We start from the raw sequence: 18,381 nt of genomic DNA on the forward strand, positions 1-18,381 counted from the left end.
GGTCTGCTAAATCAGTGATTCTTTTTGTTCGGGGAAGATAATGGCACGAGTTACCGTTGAAGATTGTCTGGAAAACGTAGATAACCGCTTCCAGCTGGTTATGCTGGCCACCAAGCGCGCCCGCCAGATTGCCACCAAGGGTGCTGAGCCGATGGTGCCGGAAGAGAACGACAAGCCCACGGTTATCGCCCTGCGCGAGATTGCCGAAGGCAAAGTGACTCGCGATCTGCTGACCGAAGACGACGAAGACTAAAATGCCCGCTTGCGGTTGTGCGTAGAATTACTGCCAACCGTTAAGAAGCATTGAAATCTGACCGCGCGGTTTTATAGTGTATCTATAGAAATCCGCCGGAAGGACAACAAAAAAGCCCGGATGCATGCATTCGGGCTTTTTTGTCCCCGGTTTTCAGAGAAACATTGGAGGCGCGGTGTCGGTAGAGCCAACGGTTGAACATCTGGCCAGAGAGCTTAGCTCGTATCTGGATACCAATCGCATCAATCAGGTGCGACGGGCCTATTATTACGCCGAACAGGCCCACGAAGGGCAGATGCGCAAAAGCGGCGACCGTTACATCACCCACCCCCTGGCCGTAGCCGGCATCCTTGCCAACCTGAGGCTGGACCATCAGAGCCTGATGGCAGCCATGCTGCACGACGTTATCGAAGACACCGGTATCCCGAAAGACGCCCTGAGCGAACAGTTCGGTGAAGACGTGGCCGAACTGGTTGACGGCGTATCGAAACTGACCCAGATCGAATTCCGCTCCCGGGCCGAAGCCCAGGCCGAGAACTTCCAGAAAATGACCCTGGCCATGGCCAAGGACATTCGGGTGATCCTGGTAAAACTGGCAGACCGCCTGCACAACATGCGCACCCTGGGCCCCATGCCCTACGAAAAACGCCAGCGCATCGCCACCGAAACCCTCGATATCTACGCCCCCATTGCCAACCGCCTGGGTATGCATTCTATTTCTACCGAGCTGGAAGACCTGGGCTTTTCCTCGCTGTATCCGATGCGCTCCAAGTACATCTCGAAAGCGGTGGCCAAGCTGCGGGGCAGCCACAAGGAAATTATCGACGATATCCGGGGTAAACTGCAGGAAAAGCTGGAAGAGCGCGGCCTGCCGGGCCGGATACTGGGCCGGGAAAAACACCTGAACTCCATCTACAACAAGATGAAGTTCAAACAGAAATCTTTCCATGAAATCATGGATGTGTATGCCTTCCGCATCATCACCGACACGGAAGACGACTGTTACCGCATCCTGGGCGCCGTACACAGCCTGTACAAGCCCCTGCCGGGCCGTTTCAAAGACTACATAGCCATGCCCAAGGCGAACGGCTACCAGTCGCTGCACACGACGTTGTTCGGCATGCATGTGAACATTGAAATCCAGATCCGTACCGAGGAAATGGAGCACATCGCCAACAATGGTATTGCTGCCCACTGGATGTACAAGAACGAGGAATCCGGCGTTACCAACATCAACCAGTCCCGTGTGGACCGCTGGGTGAAAGGGTTGATGGAAATGCGCGAGCGGGCCGACGACTCCATGGAGTTCATCGAACACGTGAAGGTCGACCTGTTCCCGGACGAAATCTACGTGTTTACTCCCAAGGGCCGGATTATGGAGCTGCCCAGCGGGGCAACGCCGGTGGATTTCGCCTACGCCATTCATACTGATATCGGCAACGCCACGGTAGCCTGTCGTGTTAACCGCAACCTGGCCTCTCTGAGCCAGCCCCTGCAAAGCGGCCAGACGGTGGAAGTCATTACGGCACCGGGCGCCCGGCCGAATCCGGCCTGGCTCAGCTTTGTGGTAACCGGCAAGGCTCGCAGCAGCATTCGCCACGTACTCAAAACCCGCAAGCGGGCAGAATCCCTGGAGCTGGGCCGTACCCTGCTCAAGCGTTCCCTGAAAGGCTTTGGCGCCAAGCTTTCGGACATTACCGAAGTCCAGCGCCAGGCCGTGGTCAGCCATAATCAGGTGAACAGTTTTGATGACCTGGTCAGTGACATCGGCCTGGGTAATCGCATGGCTTACCTGGTGGCGCGGCAGTTGGTCAGTGGCGGTGAAGGGCTGGAAACCACCGCCAACCTGGAAAACGCCCCGGCCGAAAAGCAGGGCGCGGTGACTATTCGCGGAACCGAAGGCATGCTGGTGCGCTTTGCCAGTTGCTGCAAACCCATTCCGGGTGACCCGGTGGTGGGTATTATGGATTCCGGCAACGGGATGGTCATCCACTCCGACACCTGCTCCAGCCTGCCGGAAGACGACGAAGGGCGCGCCCGTCTGACCCACCTGAAGTGGGCCAAGGACATCACCGATGAATTCTCGGTAGAGCTGCGGGTAGAACTGGAGCGCCAGCGCGGTGTGATTGCCGAAGTGGCTAACGCCGTGGCCATGGCCGATGGCAATATCGAACGCATCAACGTGGAAGACCAGAACGCGAAGTTCGGTATTGTCAGCCTGGTGGTGCACGTGAATGGCCGCCGGCACCTGGCCCGGGTGATGCGCCGGGTGCGCAATATCCGTGCGGTTACTCACATCAGCCGGGTTCGCCACTGAGTGCGACTTTAGCGTGGTTGACAGTCGCCACGCTGAAGGGAGAGGATTGGCGTTTTGAACGAGAGGAAAACGCAGGTCATGACCAATAAATCTGTTATCCAGACCGAAAACGCCCCGCAGGCGATTGGTACCTACTCCCAGGCAGTCAAAGCCGGAGATACCGTGTATCTGTCTGGCCAGATTCCCCTGGACCCTGAAACCATGGAAGTGGTGCCCGGTGACTTTGCCGCCAAGACCCGTCAGGTGTTCGAAAACCTGAAGGCTGTGTGCGAAGCCTCTGGTGGTGAACTGAAAGACATCGTAAAACTGAACATCTACATGACCGACCTGGCCAACTTCGCCACGGTGAACGAGATCATGGCCACCTACTTCCAGGAGCCGTACCCGGCCCGCGCCGCCGTAGGCGTGGCAGCGCTGCCGAAAGGCGTGCCGGTGGAAATGGAAGCGGTAATGGTGCTCAGCTGAGGTTGTTGATCATCTCCCGGTATCCCGCCTTGTAGTCGGGGTACCGGAACTCGAAACCGCTGGCCAGCAACCGCTGGTTGTTACACCGCTTACTCCCCGCACGTCCGCCCTTGCGGGCACCCTCTACCGGATCTTTGCACGGCACCTGCTGCCGAACCCAGTTCACCACCTCATCCAGCCGCACCGGCTCGCAATCACTGGCGATATACAGGTTTTCCAGCTCCTGGCCCTGCAATGCCTGCTGGCCCAGGTACGCGATGGCCCCGGCGGCATCCTGTTCGTGAATCCGGTTGCTGAACGGTGCCGGTGGTTGCGGGTTCATCCGGCCTTCCAGCACTTCTTCCAGGAACCGCTGGCGGGTAGGGCCGTAGATGCCGCTGAAGCGCACCACGGTAGCCGGGTGAATGCTGTTCAGTGCCGTTTGCTCGCCCTGCAGAATGTGCTGGCCGGTAAACCGGTCCGGTTCGGCAGGGCTGGTTTCATCCACCCAGCTGTCATCGTCCTGGGCGTACACGCTGGTGCTGCTGATGAAGAACAGGCGGGTCAGCGGGTTGTTGCCGATGGCATCCAGCAGGTTCTGCAGGCCGGCGACGTAGGCGTTGTGGTAGCCCTCGCCATCATAGCTTGAAGGTGTCAGGCAGTAGATCACAATGTCCAGGTTGTCCGGCAGCTTGCCTTGCAGGGTTTCCGGCCGGGTGAGGTCTGCACCGATCCCGGTAATTCTCGCCGGCACCTTGTCCGGATTGCGGCGTAAACCGTACACCTGGCCGGCGCCGGTCAGGGCCAGGGCAATGTCGCCACCAAGCTTGCCGCAGCCGGCCACCAGAATTCGTGCAGATGGGTTGCGATCTGTCATTGCCATAGACAATTTCAATCCTTATGCTTTGGCTGATAAAGTATGTGAAACTTCGACCTGATCGATCCGACCGGAGCTCACCATGACACTCACCGAGTTACGATACGTTGTTACGCTTGCCCGGGAAAGGCATTTTGGCCGCGCGGCCGAGCGTTGTCACGTCAGCCAGCCCACCCTCAGTGTGGCGGTTAAGAAGCTGGAAGACGAACTCGGTATTCCCCTGTTCGAACGCAGCAAAAGCAGCATCCGGGTAACCGAAACCGGGCAGCGCATCATCGAGCAGGCCCAGCGGGTGCTGGACCAGGTGGGCGTGATCAAAGACATGGCCCAGGATGGCAAAAACCAGCTGAACTCACCGCTGAAAGTGGGGGCCATCTACACCATCGGCCCCTACCTGTTCCCGCACCTGCTGCCGGAACTGCGCCGGGCGGCGCCGGAAATGCCGCTGTATATCGAAGAGAACTACACCGCCAACCTGCGCCAGAAGCTTCGCCATTCAGACCTCGACGCCATCATCATCGCCTTGCCGTTCGAAGAGCCGGAAGTGGTCACCATGCCGCTGTACGACGAACCCTTCGTGGTATTGCTGCCGGCGGATCATCCGCTCACTGCAAAAGACGAGATAACCGCAGACGAACTGTCTCGGGAGCAATTGCTTCTTCTGGGCCCGGGCCACTGCTTCCGGGACCAGGTACTGGAATCCTGCCCGCCGCTGGTGGATGCCATTACCAAGCGGGCCGACGGTGACAAACCGGACCTGGTGACCGAAGGTAGTTCCCTGGAGACCATCCGCCACATGGTGGCATCCGGCCTTGGTATTACCGTGTTGCCGCTGTCTGCGGCCACCGGAATGAAATACCACGAAGATATCCTGGCGGTTCGCCCGTTTGCCGCGCCGGTGCCTTTCCGGACCGTGGCGTTGGCTTGGCGGGTAACCTTCCCGCGGCCCAAGGCCATTGATGTGCTGTCGCTGGCGGCCAGCCAGTGCCGGGTGATCGAAAAAGCCAAAACCGAAACGCCGGCGGTTGCCAAAGGCGCCTGAGTGCCACTATGACGTCACTGGAAGACATCTCCGTTACCCAGCTCAAGGGCGTAGGAAACGCCCTGGCCGGAACATTGGCAAAACTCGGCATCCATTCCGTACAGGACCTGCTGTTCCACCTTCCTCACCGCTATGAAGATCGTACCCGGGTAATCCCCATGGGCAGCCTGCGCATAGGCGATGTTGCGGTGGTGGAAGGGGAGGTCATGAAAACCGACCTGGTGATGGGTCGGCGCCGTAGCCTGCAGGTCACCCTGAGGGACAACAGCGGCTTCCTGGTGATGCGGTTTTTCCACTTCAATGCCGCCCAGCGTAACCAGCTGACCGAAGGCACCCGGGTACGTTGTTTTGGTGAAGTCCGCCCGGGCCGCGCCGGTTACGAGTTTTACCACCCCGAATACCAGGTGAACCCGCCGCCCATGCCGGCGGGTGACGAAGCCACGCTCACCCCGGTCTATCCGCTCACCGAAGGCATACAGCAGCCCCGGGTGCGCGGGCTGTGCCAGCAGGCGCTGCAGTACCTGGACCGTTACCCCATCAAAGACTGGTTGCCACCGGAACTGCTGGCGGACTACCAGCTGCCGGGCATTACCGAAGCCGTAAAACTGGTCCACAAGCCCCCGGCCGGTGCCCCGGTACCCCAGTTGGTGGAAGGCCGGCACCCGGCCCAGCAGCGCCTGGTGATGGAAGAGTTGCTGGCGCACCAGCTCAGCCTACTGCAGGTGCGGGAACAGATACAGGCGCGGCAGGCCTTACCCCTGCTGCCCACCGGTGATCTGACCGAGCGTTTTCTGGAAGAATTACCCTTCAGCCTGACCGGCGCCCAGCGCCAGGTGATGAAGGAAATCCGGCAGGACCTGAGCCAGCCATTGCCCATGTTGCGACTGGTGCAGGGGGATGTCGGTTCCGGTAAAACCGTGGTGGCGGCCCTGGCCGCACTGCAGGCCATCGGAGCCGGTGCCCAGGTGGCCCTGATGGCGCCCACGGAAATCCTTGCCGAACAGCACTACAATAATTTCCGGGGCTGGCTGGAGCCCCTGGGCATCCGGTTGGCGTGGTTGTCTGGCAAGGTCAAAGGCAAGGCCCGGCAGGAGGCCCTGGATGCCGTTGCCAGCGGCGAAGCCCGGGTAGCCATCGGCACCCACGCCCTGTTTCAGGATGAAGTAAAGTTCAACCGGCTGGCCCTGGTGATTGTGGATGAGCAGCATCGTTTCGGGGTTCACCAGCGCCTCGCCCTGCGGGAAAAAGGCGTAGGCGGCTCGCTGGCCCCGCACCAGCTGATCATGACCGCCACACCCATTCCCCGCACCCTGGCCATGAGCGCCTATGCTGACCTGGATACGTCGGTGATCGACGAGCTGCCCCCCGGTCGTAAACCCATAGAGACCATCGTAGTGCCCGACAGCCGGCGTGACGATATTATTGAACGGGTACGGAGCGCCTGCCGGGAGGGGCGCCAGGCCTACTGGGTGTGTACACTGATTGAAGAATCCGAAGCCCTGCAATGCCAGGCAGCTGAAGTGACGGCCCAGGAACTTTCCGAGCGTTTGTCGGATCTTAAAGTGGGCCTGGTGCATGGTCGCCTGAAAGCCCAGGAAAAAGCCGAAGTGATGGAACGCTTCAAGAACGGCGAGCTGGACTTGCTGGTGGCCACAACCGTAATCGAGGTGGGGGTGGATGTGCCCAACGCATCGCTGATTATCATCGAGAACCCCGAACGGCTGGGCCTGGCCCAGCTACACCAGTTGCGTGGCCGGGTAGGCCGGGGCGACCAGGCGAGCTTTTGCGTACTCATGTACCACCCGCCGCTGTCGAATAATGGTAAAGCCCGCCTGCAGGCCCTGCGGGACAGCCAGGACGGCTTCTTTATCGCCGAGAAAGACCTGGAAATCCGTGGCCCCGGCGAAGTGCTGGGCACCCGGCAGACCGGGCTGATGCAGTTCCGCCTGGCTGATTTCGAGCGAGACAAGGGCTGGATAGAGCCGGTCAAGGAAATGGCGCCGGCGCTGGTGAAGCAGCCCGGCGTGGCCGAAGCCCTGGTGCGCCGCTGGCTCGGCGAAAACACCCGGTACGGAGAGGTCTGACCATGCACTTCCCGGCCTCCAGCAAGTTCACCAGTCTGCGCATTCTGCAGCGCCTTGAAGACACCCTGGAGCTGCCGCCCTTGCCGGAAACCACCCAGCGCATCATGCGCCTTCGGTCAGACCCGAAAGCCGTCATGGGAGACCTGGTCGACATCGTGGAGAGCGACCCGGGCCTGGCCGCCCAGGTGGTGAGTTGGGCCTCGTCCTCCTTTTACGCCTCCGCCGGGCAGGTGCGTTCGGTGCACGATGCCATCTCCCGGGTACTGGGCTTCGATACCGTGATGAACCTGGCGATGGGCCTTGCCCTTGGTCGTACCCTCAAAGCGCCGCTGGATCAGCCCGAAGGCTACCGGGACTACTGGCAGCAAGCCACCTGGCAGGCCCAGTCTGCCGGAATCCTCGCGGGGATGATGCCCAGAACAAAGCGGCCCCTGTTCGGGCTGGCCTACCTGGCCGGTTTGCTGCACAACTTTGGCGACCTGGTGCTGGTGCAGGTGTTCCCGCCCTACCACGAGCAACTGATGCGCTGGCAGGGGGATAACCCGGCCGGTGACCGCGCCGCCCAGGAACAGAAATTGATGGGGTTCAGCCGGGAACAGATCGCCGCCCGCCTGTTGGAGAACTGGGGCATGCCCGATGAAGTGACACTGGCGGTAAGGCACCAGGCGGATGCCGACTACAGCGGCCCGCATCATTACCTGGCCAGAATTGTCTGGCTGGGCCGGCAGTTGCTAACCGCCCGGGGCGTGATGCCGGGCCGGGTAGAGCCGGTGCCCCAGTCTGTTTTTGAAGAACTAGGCCTGAGCCGGCAAAGGGTAGAGCAGCAGTTTGATGCGCTGGTTCATAACCGGGACGGCATCATGGCTATGGCCGGAATGATGCCGCTGGCCCGGTAACTTCGGTTCAGTCGAACCGGTAATGGCGAATAGCGGTAGCCGCCTTGCGCACATCCTCGGCGTGCTGCCGTTCTACCGCGAAGCGTTCCTTGTCCATCTTCTGAACCAGCTTGGCATCCGTGGCCTTTCGGGCACGGTGGGTGGGCATGTGCTGGATCTTGTCGTGCACTTCCTGAAACACCCGATAGGGCGCCTGGTCCAGCAGTTCCGGGGCCACGTAATCCAGCAGGCCCTTCAGGCGCAGGCAGGCTTCAGAATGTTCCACCTGTCCTTCTTCCACCGCCAGGGCAATAATGCGGATGCTTTCGATCATCTCGTCGCGCCGCTTGGCCTGGAACTCTTCCGCCTTCTTCTGGCGCATCCGGTTTTCGTTAAGCACCCTGGATTGCCGCCAGATGTAGAACAGCAGAATCCCGATCACCACCAGCCCGACAACGATAAACGACAGTTGCAGTCCTCTGGGCATTGTTGAACCTCGTATCAATGAATGGCGAGGCCTGCCCGGTTGGTCAGGCCTGTTTGCTTTGGGCGCCAGTTTGCCAGACTTTCACTTCCACTGCCTGCCCGTTCAGTACCGATGTGCCAGAAACCGGGTCGGTTTCGGTGTCGTCCAGGATATCGTTGATGCTGGCACCGGCGTGGGCGCTGGCAATGGACTGCCCTGTGCCGGGCCGGCTATGGCCCCAGCCGTGGGGAATCGACACCACTCCGGGCATGATATCTTCCGATACCTCCAGCGGCAGCACCACGGCCCTGCCGTCTTTCTGTACCTGTACCTGCGCGCCGTCTTCGAGCTTGCGGTTTTGGGCATCTTCCGGGTGCATGATCACCGTACAGCGGCTTTTGCCTTTCACCAGTCGCTGGCTGTTGTGCATCCAGGAGTTGTTGCTGCGTACATGGCGACGGCCGATAAGCTGCAGGCTGGTGCTGGCTTCAGGCTGGTCCAGCAGGGCCTGAAGGCGCTCCACATCCGCCAGGTAGCGGCGCGGCGCCAGGTTGACCTTGCCATCCCGGGTAAACAGCCGCTGGGGCAGGGTAGGCTGCAACGGGCCAAGGTCCACCCCGCTGGGTGATTTCTTCAGGGCGGACAGTGATAGCCCCTTGGGCATGTGCTGCCACTGCGGGTTCAGCGGGCTGAGCCGCGCCAGGCCTTTGAGGGGGTGGCGTTCCGGAAGAATGCCGAGCACCTTGTCCAGCACCGGCTTGATCACACCGCCCACCCGGCCCGGGTTGGCGCCGTAGGGGCCGGTGCGCAGCAGCACATCCAGGATCGGGTCTGGCCCCAGCTTCTTGAAAGCCTGCCAGCCCAGTTCCGCCTGCAATGGCAACTTCCCGCCCTTGCGCTGCCGTTCAAGGCGGTGGGCCAGTTCCAGGTTGATCTGCCAGTCGTGGCGGCTGTCCGGTGCCGGTTCGAACAGGGCTTCGCTGTACTTGGCCTGGTTGCGTACCGCCATCATGCTGAAAATCAGGTCGTAATGGCTGCGCTCCAGCGCCGCTGTGGGCGGCAGAATCACATCGGCGTGGCGGGTGGTTTCATTCAGGTAGTAATCCACCGACACCATGAAATCCAGCCCGGCCAGGGCTTCATCCAGGCGCTGACCATTGGGGTTCGACAGCACCGGATTGCCGGCCACGGTTACAAAGGCGCGAATTTGCCCCTCGCCCGGGGTCAGGATTTCATCGGCCATGGTGCTGGACGGGTATTCACCGCCAAATTCCGGCAACTTGCGCATCCGGCTGTAACGGTTGCCGAAGTGGCCGGCCTGGCCCACCAGAGCGCCCAGCGCTACCAGGTCCACCGCAGGCTGGGTGAACATCACCCCGCCCGGGGCATCCAGCTTGCCGGTCAGGATATTCAGGCAGTAAGCCAGCCAGGTGGTGGTGCCACCAAAGGCCTGGGTGCTGGTGCCCATTCGGGTGTGCAGGGCTGCCCTTGGCGTGGTGGCAAGCTGCCGTGCCAGGCCGCGAATGGTGTCGGCGTTGATGCCGGTATGGCTTGCGACGGCTTCCGGCGTAAAGCTCAGGGCAGCCAGTTGCAGCAGGTCCTGGTCTTTCACCAGCCCGGTAGCCGCGCCGGTACTGACCAGGTTCTCCGCAAACAGCGTGTGCACCATGGCCATCAGCAGCAGGGCATCGGTGCCCGGGCGGATAAAATGGAAATCATCGGCAATGCGGGCGGTTTCCGTGCGGCGCGGGTCGATGACGACCAGCTTGCCGCCACGTTTCCTGAGCTCCTTCACCCGCCCCCGGAAATCCGGCACCGTCATCAGGCTGCCGTTGGAGGCCATGGGGTTGCCACCGATACAGATAAACAGGTCGGTGCGGTCGATATCCGGAATGGGGAACAGCACTTGGTGCCCGAACATCTCCAGGCTGGCCAGCATATGGGGCAGCTGGTCGTTCGAGGTGGCTGAAAAGCGGTTCTGGGTGCCTATAGCCCGCAGCAGTGGCGTAATGGTCATGGCGGCGCCGTGGTTGTGCACATTGGGGTTGCCCAGATACACCCCGATGCTGTTCCGGCCATGGGCCTTGCGCACCTCATGCAGCCGCCGGGCGACCAGGTTGAAGGCCTCGTCCCAGCTTATTTCTTCCCAGCCGGTGGCGGTTTTTCGAACCGGCCGGCGCAGCCGTTCCGGGTCTTCATGCAGATCCTGCAGCGCCACCGCCTTCGGGCAAATATGGCCCCGGCTGAGCGGGTCGTTGTCGTCGCCTTTGATAGCGGCAACCTTGCCGATCTGAACCTCGATCGCCACGCCACACATGGCTTCGCAAAGGTGGCAGGTGCGGTAGTGGGTGCCGTTGTGCATAAGGATTCTCCGGAACTCTTGTTTTTAGGTTTCAAATTGAAACCAGATTATCAGGAAACGAACCGCAATGGGAAAAGGGTTTTTGTAAATGTGACCCGATGGCCGGGTTTGCCGGCTTCGCCGGGCAAACAAAAAAGGCCAGCCCGAAGGCTGGCCTGAGGAGGGTCCGTATTACCTGGTTAACTTACTGAGCGGTTTGCTGCTCGTATTGGGCCGGCAGGTCTTTTACCGGGTTGGAGATGAAGTTTAGGTAGGTACCGCCGACTGGGATTTCTAGGGGCAGGCGGATCGTTGCTAAGCCAAGGCCCTCTAGTCCTAGTGCATCGGCTGTGACTAACAACTCGTCCTCACCGCCGACACGATTTGTGTTTCTTTGTTCTATTTGCATGCGTCCATCATCGAAGAAGGTAATGTCTCCCTCCAACTCCAGGGTAAATGGGCGCCCATAAAGATCGTGGGTGCCGCCCATTGGGATTTCCATGTCAGGAGCATCAATTAAGAGTTCCGCCTGAGTGACAAAAACAGGCTGTCCCTGATCGCCTTCGGTAATTACGCCTCTAATCAGTTGATCGCGGGGGCACTCTCCTTCGCATGAAGAATCCTTCGAATAACGCATTCTCAGAACCTGAGTATTCGTGATGGACTCTTCCTGCAATATGCCGAAGACATTGGTCCAAACACTGATTGATGTAGTCGTCAACAATGTTGGGTAGAGATCAACAAGTATACCTTCGTGTTCGTCACCGCTATTTGGCTCTCCGGGAGTTGGGTCATAAGTGCCCGGACCGAGAACTTCGGTATTCAATGCATAGGTTTGGTAAATAAACTTGTCTCGAGGGCAATTGCTGTCGCTAGTGGCTTCGCAACCGACCTCTGCGAGAGAGTCTCCACCAGGCAGGCCACCGATAGGAGTCTCGAATAACGTAACGCTAGCCTGCCCACCGATGACTGCAAGTTTGGTTGAGTTTGCCGCCGCTCCCCATCCATCTTCGTCGCTTCCGTCTGGGTGTGCCTTACCAAATGGTTCGAGGCAGCTTTCGTCATTATTATCTTCACAATCAATCAGGAAGTTCGAGTTGGTATCCCTTACCGGGAAGTTTCTGAGCGGAGTGAAAACTGTTTCCAGCTTCTCTGTGCCTTCAAAGTAAATGGTTAGGTTGTCTGCGCCGTTGGCACCATCCCCATCATCCAGCCCTTCCAGAATGTCAGTTTTCAGTGCGATGCCATTGGTGCCACATACGGAAGTCGGAGTCTCCAGCGCACATGTGCTCGCATCATCATCCTCTACCGATTTCATGGTGTAGCGATAAAACTCGCCCGGCTGCCATGGCGTATTCGGGAAAAATCGAATCTGCTGGTTGTTGAATTCGAGGCGGCCTTCAACAATTTCTCCGCTACCGATTTCGGATTCGTTCGGTTGTCCGGATTCATTTACCGTAATTTTTTCTACGATAAAGGTGCCGTCCACTCCAAGCCGGATGGATTCAGGCTGCATGGACTGCGAGAACACTACAGTGATTGGGCGATCTTCAGGCATTGTGCTGACAGGCAGGAGGTCAACCTCTAGAGAGGCATTTCCTTTGTTGTGCCCGGGTTCTTTGATTGAGTAACACTCGCCAAGGGCGCCTTCCAGAAGATTCATTCGTGCAAAATCAGTTTCACACGGGAACCCCGGATAGGTTGTCAGTGCCAGTGGCGGACGCTGCTCAACGGTCCCGTCGACATTGTCGGTTGGGTCAAGCTTGAAGCTTAGTGGTGAGACTGCAGCAAAGTTGCCCGCTAGATCGGTGACGCCGTTTACGTCTACCCGGTAATCAACCCCGTGCTCAAGGCCACCTTCCGGGTTAATCACCAGAGCCGTGCCGTCGAGCTTGGTGTTCAGGCTTTCGACGGTATTTCCGTCAGCAGTCAGCGTTACGCCATTAGCCACCGACGCAGGATCCAGCGGCTCATCAAAGAACAGAATCACCGGGTCACCCGGCCGCTGCATGGACTGGCGGGTAGCCGGAATGGCATCTTCCGCGCCGGGCATCCAGCTCACCAGTTGGGGCGGGGTGGTGTCGAGATCGCGCAGCCAGTCATCTTCCGCATCCAGTGCCGAGTTAACGTCGGTGGCGGCTTTCAGCTGGAAGGCGATGGTAGAGTCGGTAAACTCCTGGCCCAGCAGGTTGGGTTCAACCATGCCGATGGCGTCGATGGTCAGTACGCCGTCCTGAACCAGGGCGATCCCACGAAGTTCCACGCCCATCAGATCCTGCGACAATGCCGCGTTCGGCTGTGCTTCCTCGGTGTTCATGGATACATCCATAAACAGGGTGATGTGCCGCGGAGCGTTCAGGTCGTCGGTGTAGGGGTTGGGGCTCATGTAGCCGGAGGCATCCGACAGCATGGTCACCTTGATGGTACCGGTCTGCTGTTTCTCACCGGTTGCGGCATCCAGTACCTGTACCTTGCCGCCCACCTTTACGTTCAGGCTGGTGCTTTCCAGCACGCTGCCTTTCGGTATGCGTAAAGGTAGTGCTTCGTTCGCTTCAAAGCCTGGTGCGTAAGCCAGCTCGGCAAACAGGGAGCCCGTTTGCTGTGAAGAGTCGGTCACACCCTGCAGGACAGAATTCAGAACAACACCGTTTACTGGCTGTCCATTAAGCACAGAGGATACTTGCCCTCCGTTGGAATCCACAGCTTGCTGCTCCAGCATCACGGTCGGGCCAGTGTCCCGCGGCGTGTAGCTGTATTCAGCGGAGAAGCGGTTGTCTTCTGCGCTGTTGGTCAGGCTGGCCAGGTTGCTGAGCTTCAGGGTGTAGGTTTCACCGGCCGCCAGAATGTCTTCCTTACTGCCGCAACGGTCTGCCACGCAGGGGTCGACGGTGATGCGGTTACCTTTTACCAGCACGGTGGCCGGCACGGCTTCGCCATTCTGGTCCAGCAGTTCGATACTACCGCCCAGTTGTTCCCACTCCGGATGAACCGGTTGGGTCATGGCCAGCCGGAACGTGGAGAAGTTCATGGCCTGGAAAGCGCTGCCATTAGCCGGCACCTGCCAGGCTACACCGAACTGGTCGGAAGTGGTGCCCAGGCTTGCAACGCCACTGAACTCGGCACGGGTATTGAACTGTATGCCATCTTCGCCAACGGCATTTGGTGTGCTGATAGTCCGGCCGCCTTCAGCTGCGAGGGGTTCACTGAAGCTGACATTGAAGTCGCTGCCGCTTGCCAGGGCAGTTTCGGGTTCCAGCTTGAGGCTTTTGCCGCCATCAATAATCTTAACGGTGAAGGCTACGGCAGCGCCGTCAGACTCTACCTTGATCTTTTCTGCCAGGGTGGCTTCATCATCCACCACTGCATGGGAGAAGCGCAGAACGATATCCGCTTTCGGGCTGACATCATTCTGGCCGTCCATCGGGAAGGAATACACCATCGCGCCCGGCGTGGTTTTTTCTTTTATGGTCTGGGTGTCACTGTCGCCGCCACAGGCTGCCAGTAGCATGGCGGGAATCAGTGCCAGGATCTTGAATTGTTTCATGGCCTGCTTCTCCTCAGAACTTCAGGGTGATGGAGCCGCTGATTACGTGCACGTCGCCGTCTGCGGTTACGTCGGTTTCGTTGCCGTCGTAGTCCACCAGGGTGAAGTCACGCTCTTGCAGTTGCTGGTACTGGTAGCCCAGGTCCAGGCGAACCGGGTAGGCCAGCAGGCGGGTGCGGTCGTAGGTGGCGCTAACACCAAGGCCAACCACAATCTTGTCGGTGTCCAGATAGTTGAGGTCCGGATTGCGGGTGGTTTTCAGGGGAGATTCTTCGTAGGCTACACCACCGCGCAGGGCGAAGTGTTCGCTGAGCTGATATTCCGCACCGATACGTGGAATGAGGATGTCGTCGAACTCAATCTTCGGGCCATTCACGCCGTTCTGCATGCGAATGGTGTCGCTATCAAATGCATCGCCGAGCTCGGACCAGTTCTGCTGCTCCACGCTACCACCTACGCGCCATCCGTCACCGGCGTACTGCATACCGGCGACATAGGTTTCCGGCTGGAAGGAGTCGATGGTGGAAACCGCCAGGCTCAGGCCCGGGTCCGGAATGGTCTGGGTAACGATGATGTTGGAGTCTACCGTGGTGGAAGCGGAAGACTTGGTGCGGTAAGCAAAGGCCGCTTCCCAGCCGTCCAGGAAACAATCGCTTTCGGGGCAGAAGGTGCTGCCGAAATCTACGGTGGTGCCCAGAATCGTCTTCATGGCGGGCTCTGCGTTCACCGCCAGGCGTTCACGGCTGGTTTCGCCGCCCAGTGTGGATACCGCATCCAGCTGCGCCGTAGCATCCAGGGTCACCCGCACCGACAGGCCAGCAGAAATGCCGCGCCACAGCGGCGTAGCGCCACCCACGTTCAGGAACAGCGGTTCCTTACCATATTGCAGGAACTGGCCGTTCTCGGAAGTTTGCGAGTTGAACGCCAGCATTTCCTTACCGTACTTCTCCACACCGGCAATAAAGCCCAGGTAAATAGGGTGCTTGAAGCGGGTGAGGGAGCCCAGGTTGGTTTTCATGCCGATCAGCACGTGCTGGCTGGGGGAGTTGGCCAGTACATCGCCGTTGGCATTGGGGTTGGCGGAACGCAGTTCCTGCTCGGCGTGCAGTATGCCGGTTGTCAGCTCACCCCGGGTGTCCTTGGTGAGAGACGCGGGGTTGTAGTAGGTGGCAGAGACCTGGTCGTTGAACATGGACAGCGACTGGGCGGTTGCCACATCTATGGGCATTACACCGTAAGTGGTGCCCAGATTGCCCATGCTCGCCGAGGCGTTCATGGTAAGGCTGGCGGAAACTGCTGCAACTGCTAGGGACACTGCCCGTACGGAAAATCGGGGAGAGGGGACCATTGATACACTCCGTTCGCTCGTTATTTTTGTATTCAAACCTGACACCCAGCGCCATCGCGGACCTCGGGTTTGGCTACATTGGTTCAGTGGCAAGTGTATTGGGCTTGTCCGATGAGGACTTTGGCATTTTTGACACAGGTCAGTGTCGGTAAAACCACGTAGTGCTAGCCCGTGACTTCAAGTTAGCGCTAAGCCATTGAAATAACAGGTGTCAGGTGTGATTTTTTGTAGCGTAATGTTTCTTGGGCGAGGTAAAAAGAAAAGGATAAAATGTGTTGTTTGATAAATGTGACGGGGTGTTATGTAGCGTAATAGGCGGGTAAAAACCTGTGCCGGGGTGCTATGTAAAGTTTCCCGACACAGGCTTTTGGTTACTTCTGCAGTTTGCGCCGTGAGGCGATCAGGCCGGCAAGGCCCAGGCCGAACAGGGCCAGGGTGCCGGGCTCAGGGACGGGGATGGTTCTTGCGAGGTAATTCCATTCCCGACTTAGCTCGGAAACGGGGTAAATCCCTGATTCCGTAGCTAGTCCAAGACGCTGTCTGTCACATCATCATTGAGTACTTCAAGAGATGGATCTAGTCTGCAAATCCGTCGACAGTCATTGTTACTGGTTCGCCATCGACAGTGACGGGCTCGCCGTAAACCGTTACAACGCGGGTTTCTTTTTTCCTCAAGGTCTCCCCCTAATCAAAGGTGCATAACGCCAGCGGGAGGGGCGGAGCGAAAGGAGCGCCCTTTGCCCGCATCTGTTAAGAGGTCCAGTTTCGGTGCAACCAATCAAACATACTTTTCCCATCTTTCTTGGGGCCAAATCCAGACCATGTGTCATCGTTGTCTCTCAGTTCAAGCACAACTCGTCTCACGCGTGGATAAAACTCATCCAAATCTGATCTCAGTTTTTTGGCTGTTAACTGGCCGCTTGAGTCGACTAAAAGCCAGAAACCATCTATCCAATGCCACCATCCGTACTTATTCGTCTTAATGTATTCCTTGAATTTTTCATCCTGTTCTTTGGTACTAGAGTCAAGGGCGACAACGAAACGCTTTTTCATTTGTCGTCCTCCGCATCTTCGACTGGAGATCCCTCTATGTACGTATTGGATTCGTCACGTTTTACCTCAAGCTCACCAGACACATCGTCACCTACAAAGCCCTTTTCAATTGCCATTTTTTGAATGGAATAAGTTTCACTTCTGAGGGCATCTCGATCTTTAAACAGACAATAAAGATATGCCACTAGGTACAAAGCCATTGTTATGCAACTAAAAGCGGCAAAAAGGTATGTTAATGCCACAGGCAGTGAAAAATGCGCTGACGATAATGTGGCGGATACGCAAATCAGCATCATCCAACCTAGAGGTTTGAGAACAGTGGACTTGGATCCACTAGCACTTGCCTGCTGCAAGAAAGCTCTAATTAAATTGGAGTCCGGCATCAATTTTCATTCCTAATTCTTTCGTTTTAACCCCTGCTGTAGTCGGTGCGCTGACAAGGGCGGTCCGGTGGAGGGCCGTGTGTCCTGGACAAATTACGTATGCTACGTTACCAGACCATTATGCACACGTTTGAAAGACCCGAGCAGAACAATTAGCCCCGCCAATAAGGGCACAGCAAGCCACTTGCTAACTGCCATCGCCAGCAGTGTTAGGCCAACGGTGAACGCTAGTAGGCCGGTTGTCGTGGTGTATGCATGAACTTTGTTAACTGGTTTGGGGGCTACGTCATTGGAGCTAGCATAGTCGCTAATCAATTTGCCAATCGCGGATGCCGCTACGAGTGCAAACATGGCAAAGAAAAATAGCCCTGTGGCGATCAAGCCAGCAGCCCCGGACTTCCCGGCATCACTGGAAAGTAACAGACCGAAAAAAGCTAATGAGGCAGCGGCAGCTCCTGAATTGACCCAGTCAAAAAATCGATGAAAACTCAGAGTGTCCATTTCTCTCCTCTAGGGTTAATGCTTTTGTTTAGGGGCGTCGATGTAAGCGCAGCGAAATGGGCGTCCGTTGTGGGGCCAAAGGTCCGGAACGTACTACGAGAATGGGTTAAGTCTCTATGCCGTGATGATGGAATATACGCCATAAGCTACTAACAATGCTCCGATGATAGACATCGAATTGCCTGGGATATTGTTGAACCGCCGCATCTCCCAGCCTCGCACTGTTGACCCGTGAGGTGTTTCTCGCTCATATGGCTCTTTGCGATGGCTGGCCCACTCTCCGAGGCCTATCAAAAATAGACCCGCGAAAAGCGGCAGAATAGAGGAATTGCTGAAGGCCTTAACCGGGAGAAAAATTGATCCCAGAGTAGCTAACCCCCCAATCCAAACCAGTAACTTGTACCACTGATCTAATGCGAGTGACTTTAATGCCTGGGTAAGATCCATGCTTCTCTTCCAAACTTAACAGCGGTTGGGTGGAGTGCTTCATAATTGCAGAAATCATGGCGCTTCGTTATTACGATCTCTGACTCCTCGTTCAGCCTCCCTGAAGCAATACAAAACAGAAGACTAGGTTATCGCTGGCTTCTTTCAGTGGACATCATTTGATGTCTTTGACTAGCGCCGATAATCGTACTGCATTAAGTGGCTTGAGTTAACCTGGGATTGCCGTAGAGCTTTCCGCCCCTATCCGTTTTGTTAAAAGTCGCACCTGAAGTTGGGTGTTCTCTGTGGGGGATTTCTGAAGAATATTGGTATCAAGCGCTCAAAATGGACAAGCTGTTTTCCGTACGAGTGGTTTTGTGGTGGCCTGTCCCGTGAGTGTCCCATCTAGCCCGGATTTCTCATAGGT

General features: G+C 57.8%; 13 protein-coding genes and 2 pseudogenes. 6 read left to right on the forward strand and 9 right to left on the reverse strand.

Translation table 11 applies throughout. The features are described from left to right. The first annotated feature begins 40 nt into the window (after positions 1-40). The 3 genes from rpoZ to B2589_RS13425 all read left to right on the forward strand — a co-directional run bounded on the left by rpoZ (position 41) and on the right by B2589_RS13425 (position 3,035). Positions 41-253, forward strand: coding sequence for a DNA-directed RNA polymerase subunit omega (gene rpoZ / locus B2589_RS13415; RefSeq protein ID WP_022988808.1), 213 nt, complete (start codon positions 41-43; stop codon positions 251-253). Positions 254-428: 175 nt separating this feature from the next. Beyond that, positions 429-2,570, forward strand: coding sequence for a RelA/SpoT family protein (locus tag B2589_RS13420; RefSeq protein WP_199456810.1), 2,142 nt, complete (start codon positions 429-431; stop codon positions 2,568-2,570). Between the two features lie 78 nt (positions 2,571-2,648). After that, on the forward strand, positions 2,649-3,035 hold the full coding sequence (locus B2589_RS13425) for a RidA family protein (RefSeq protein ID WP_022988806.1): 387 nt from the start codon (positions 2,649-2,651) through the stop codon (positions 3,033-3,035). Here B2589_RS13425 and B2589_RS13430 read toward each other — a convergent pair. Continuing rightward, the gene (locus B2589_RS13430) at positions 3,028-3,897 is read right to left on the reverse strand and encodes an NAD-dependent epimerase/dehydratase family protein (RefSeq protein WP_286816923.1); all 870 of its coding nucleotides are present in this window, start codon (positions 3,895-3,897) and stop codon (positions 3,028-3,030) included. The two genes, B2589_RS13425 and B2589_RS13430, sit on opposite strands and share 8 nt — an antisense overlap. A 76-nt stretch (positions 3,898-3,973) precedes the next feature. Between B2589_RS13430 and B2589_RS13435 the strand changes: the two genes are divergently transcribed. The 3 genes and pseudogenes from B2589_RS13435 to B2589_RS13445 all read left to right on the forward strand — a co-directional run. Beyond that, the gene (locus B2589_RS13435; RefSeq protein ID WP_022988804.1) at positions 3,974-4,933 is read left to right on the forward strand and encodes a hydrogen peroxide-inducible genes activator; all 960 of its coding nucleotides are present in this window, start codon (positions 3,974-3,976) and stop codon (positions 4,931-4,933) included. An 8-nt stretch (positions 4,934-4,941) separates the two neighbouring features. Next, complete coding sequence (gene recG, locus B2589_RS13440; protein WP_286816924.1) at positions 4,942-7,017, forward strand: ATP-dependent DNA helicase RecG; 2,076 nt, start codon at positions 4,942-4,944, stop codon at positions 7,015-7,017. A 14-nt stretch (positions 7,018-7,031) separates the two neighbouring features. Next, positions 7,032-7,913: pseudogene (locus B2589_RS13445) on the forward strand (HDOD domain-containing protein); the annotation flags it as partial. A 7-nt stretch (positions 7,914-7,920) separates the two neighbouring features. Here B2589_RS13445 and B2589_RS13450 read toward each other — a convergent pair. From B2589_RS13450 to B2589_RS13485, 8 genes and pseudogenes are all read right to left on the reverse strand, one after another. Continuing rightward, complete coding sequence (locus B2589_RS13450) at positions 7,921-8,379, reverse strand: DUF2489 domain-containing protein (RefSeq protein ID WP_022988801.1); 459 nt, start codon at positions 8,377-8,379, stop codon at positions 7,921-7,923. A gap of 43 nt (positions 8,380-8,422) precedes the next feature. Further along, positions 8,423-10,720 (reverse strand): molybdopterin-dependent oxidoreductase, encoded by a 2,298-nt coding sequence (locus B2589_RS13455; protein WP_286816926.1) that lies wholly within the window; start codon positions 10,718-10,720, stop codon positions 8,423-8,425. 184 nt (positions 10,721-10,904) lie between these two features. Beyond that, complete coding sequence (locus tag B2589_RS13460; RefSeq protein WP_286816927.1) at positions 10,905-14,243, reverse strand: Ig-like domain-containing protein; 3,339 nt, start codon at positions 14,241-14,243, stop codon at positions 10,905-10,907. 13 nt (positions 14,244-14,256) lie between these two features. Then, positions 14,257-15,591 (reverse strand): alkane uptake protein AupA, encoded by a 1,335-nt coding sequence (gene aupA, locus B2589_RS13465; RefSeq protein ID WP_286816928.1) that lies wholly within the window; start codon positions 15,589-15,591, stop codon positions 14,257-14,259. A gap of 371 nt (positions 15,592-15,962) precedes the next feature. Continuing rightward, a pseudogene (locus B2589_RS14325) lies at positions 15,963-16,058 on the reverse strand (PEP-CTERM sorting domain-containing protein); the annotation flags it as partial. A 283-nt stretch (positions 16,059-16,341) separates the two neighbouring features. Continuing rightward, positions 16,342-16,644 (reverse strand): hypothetical protein, encoded by a 303-nt coding sequence (locus tag B2589_RS13475; protein ID WP_286816929.1) that lies wholly within the window; start codon positions 16,642-16,644, stop codon positions 16,342-16,344. Then, positions 16,641-17,027 (reverse strand): hypothetical protein, encoded by a 387-nt coding sequence (locus tag B2589_RS13480; protein WP_286816930.1) that lies wholly within the window; start codon positions 17,025-17,027, stop codon positions 16,641-16,643. The genes B2589_RS13475 and B2589_RS13480 overlap by 4 nt, the downstream gene beginning before the upstream one ends. A gap of 102 nt (positions 17,028-17,129) precedes the next feature. Beyond that, positions 17,130-17,528, reverse strand: a complete 399-nt coding sequence (locus B2589_RS13485) for a hypothetical protein (protein ID WP_286816931.1) — start codon at positions 17,526-17,528, stop codon at positions 17,130-17,132. Between the last annotated feature and the right edge of the window lie 853 nt (positions 17,529-18,381).

This window comes from Marinobacter sp. UBA3607 (assembly GCF_002375525.1).
Taxonomy (GTDB): domain Bacteria; phylum Pseudomonadota; class Gammaproteobacteria; order Pseudomonadales; family Oleiphilaceae; genus Marinobacter; species Marinobacter vinifirmus.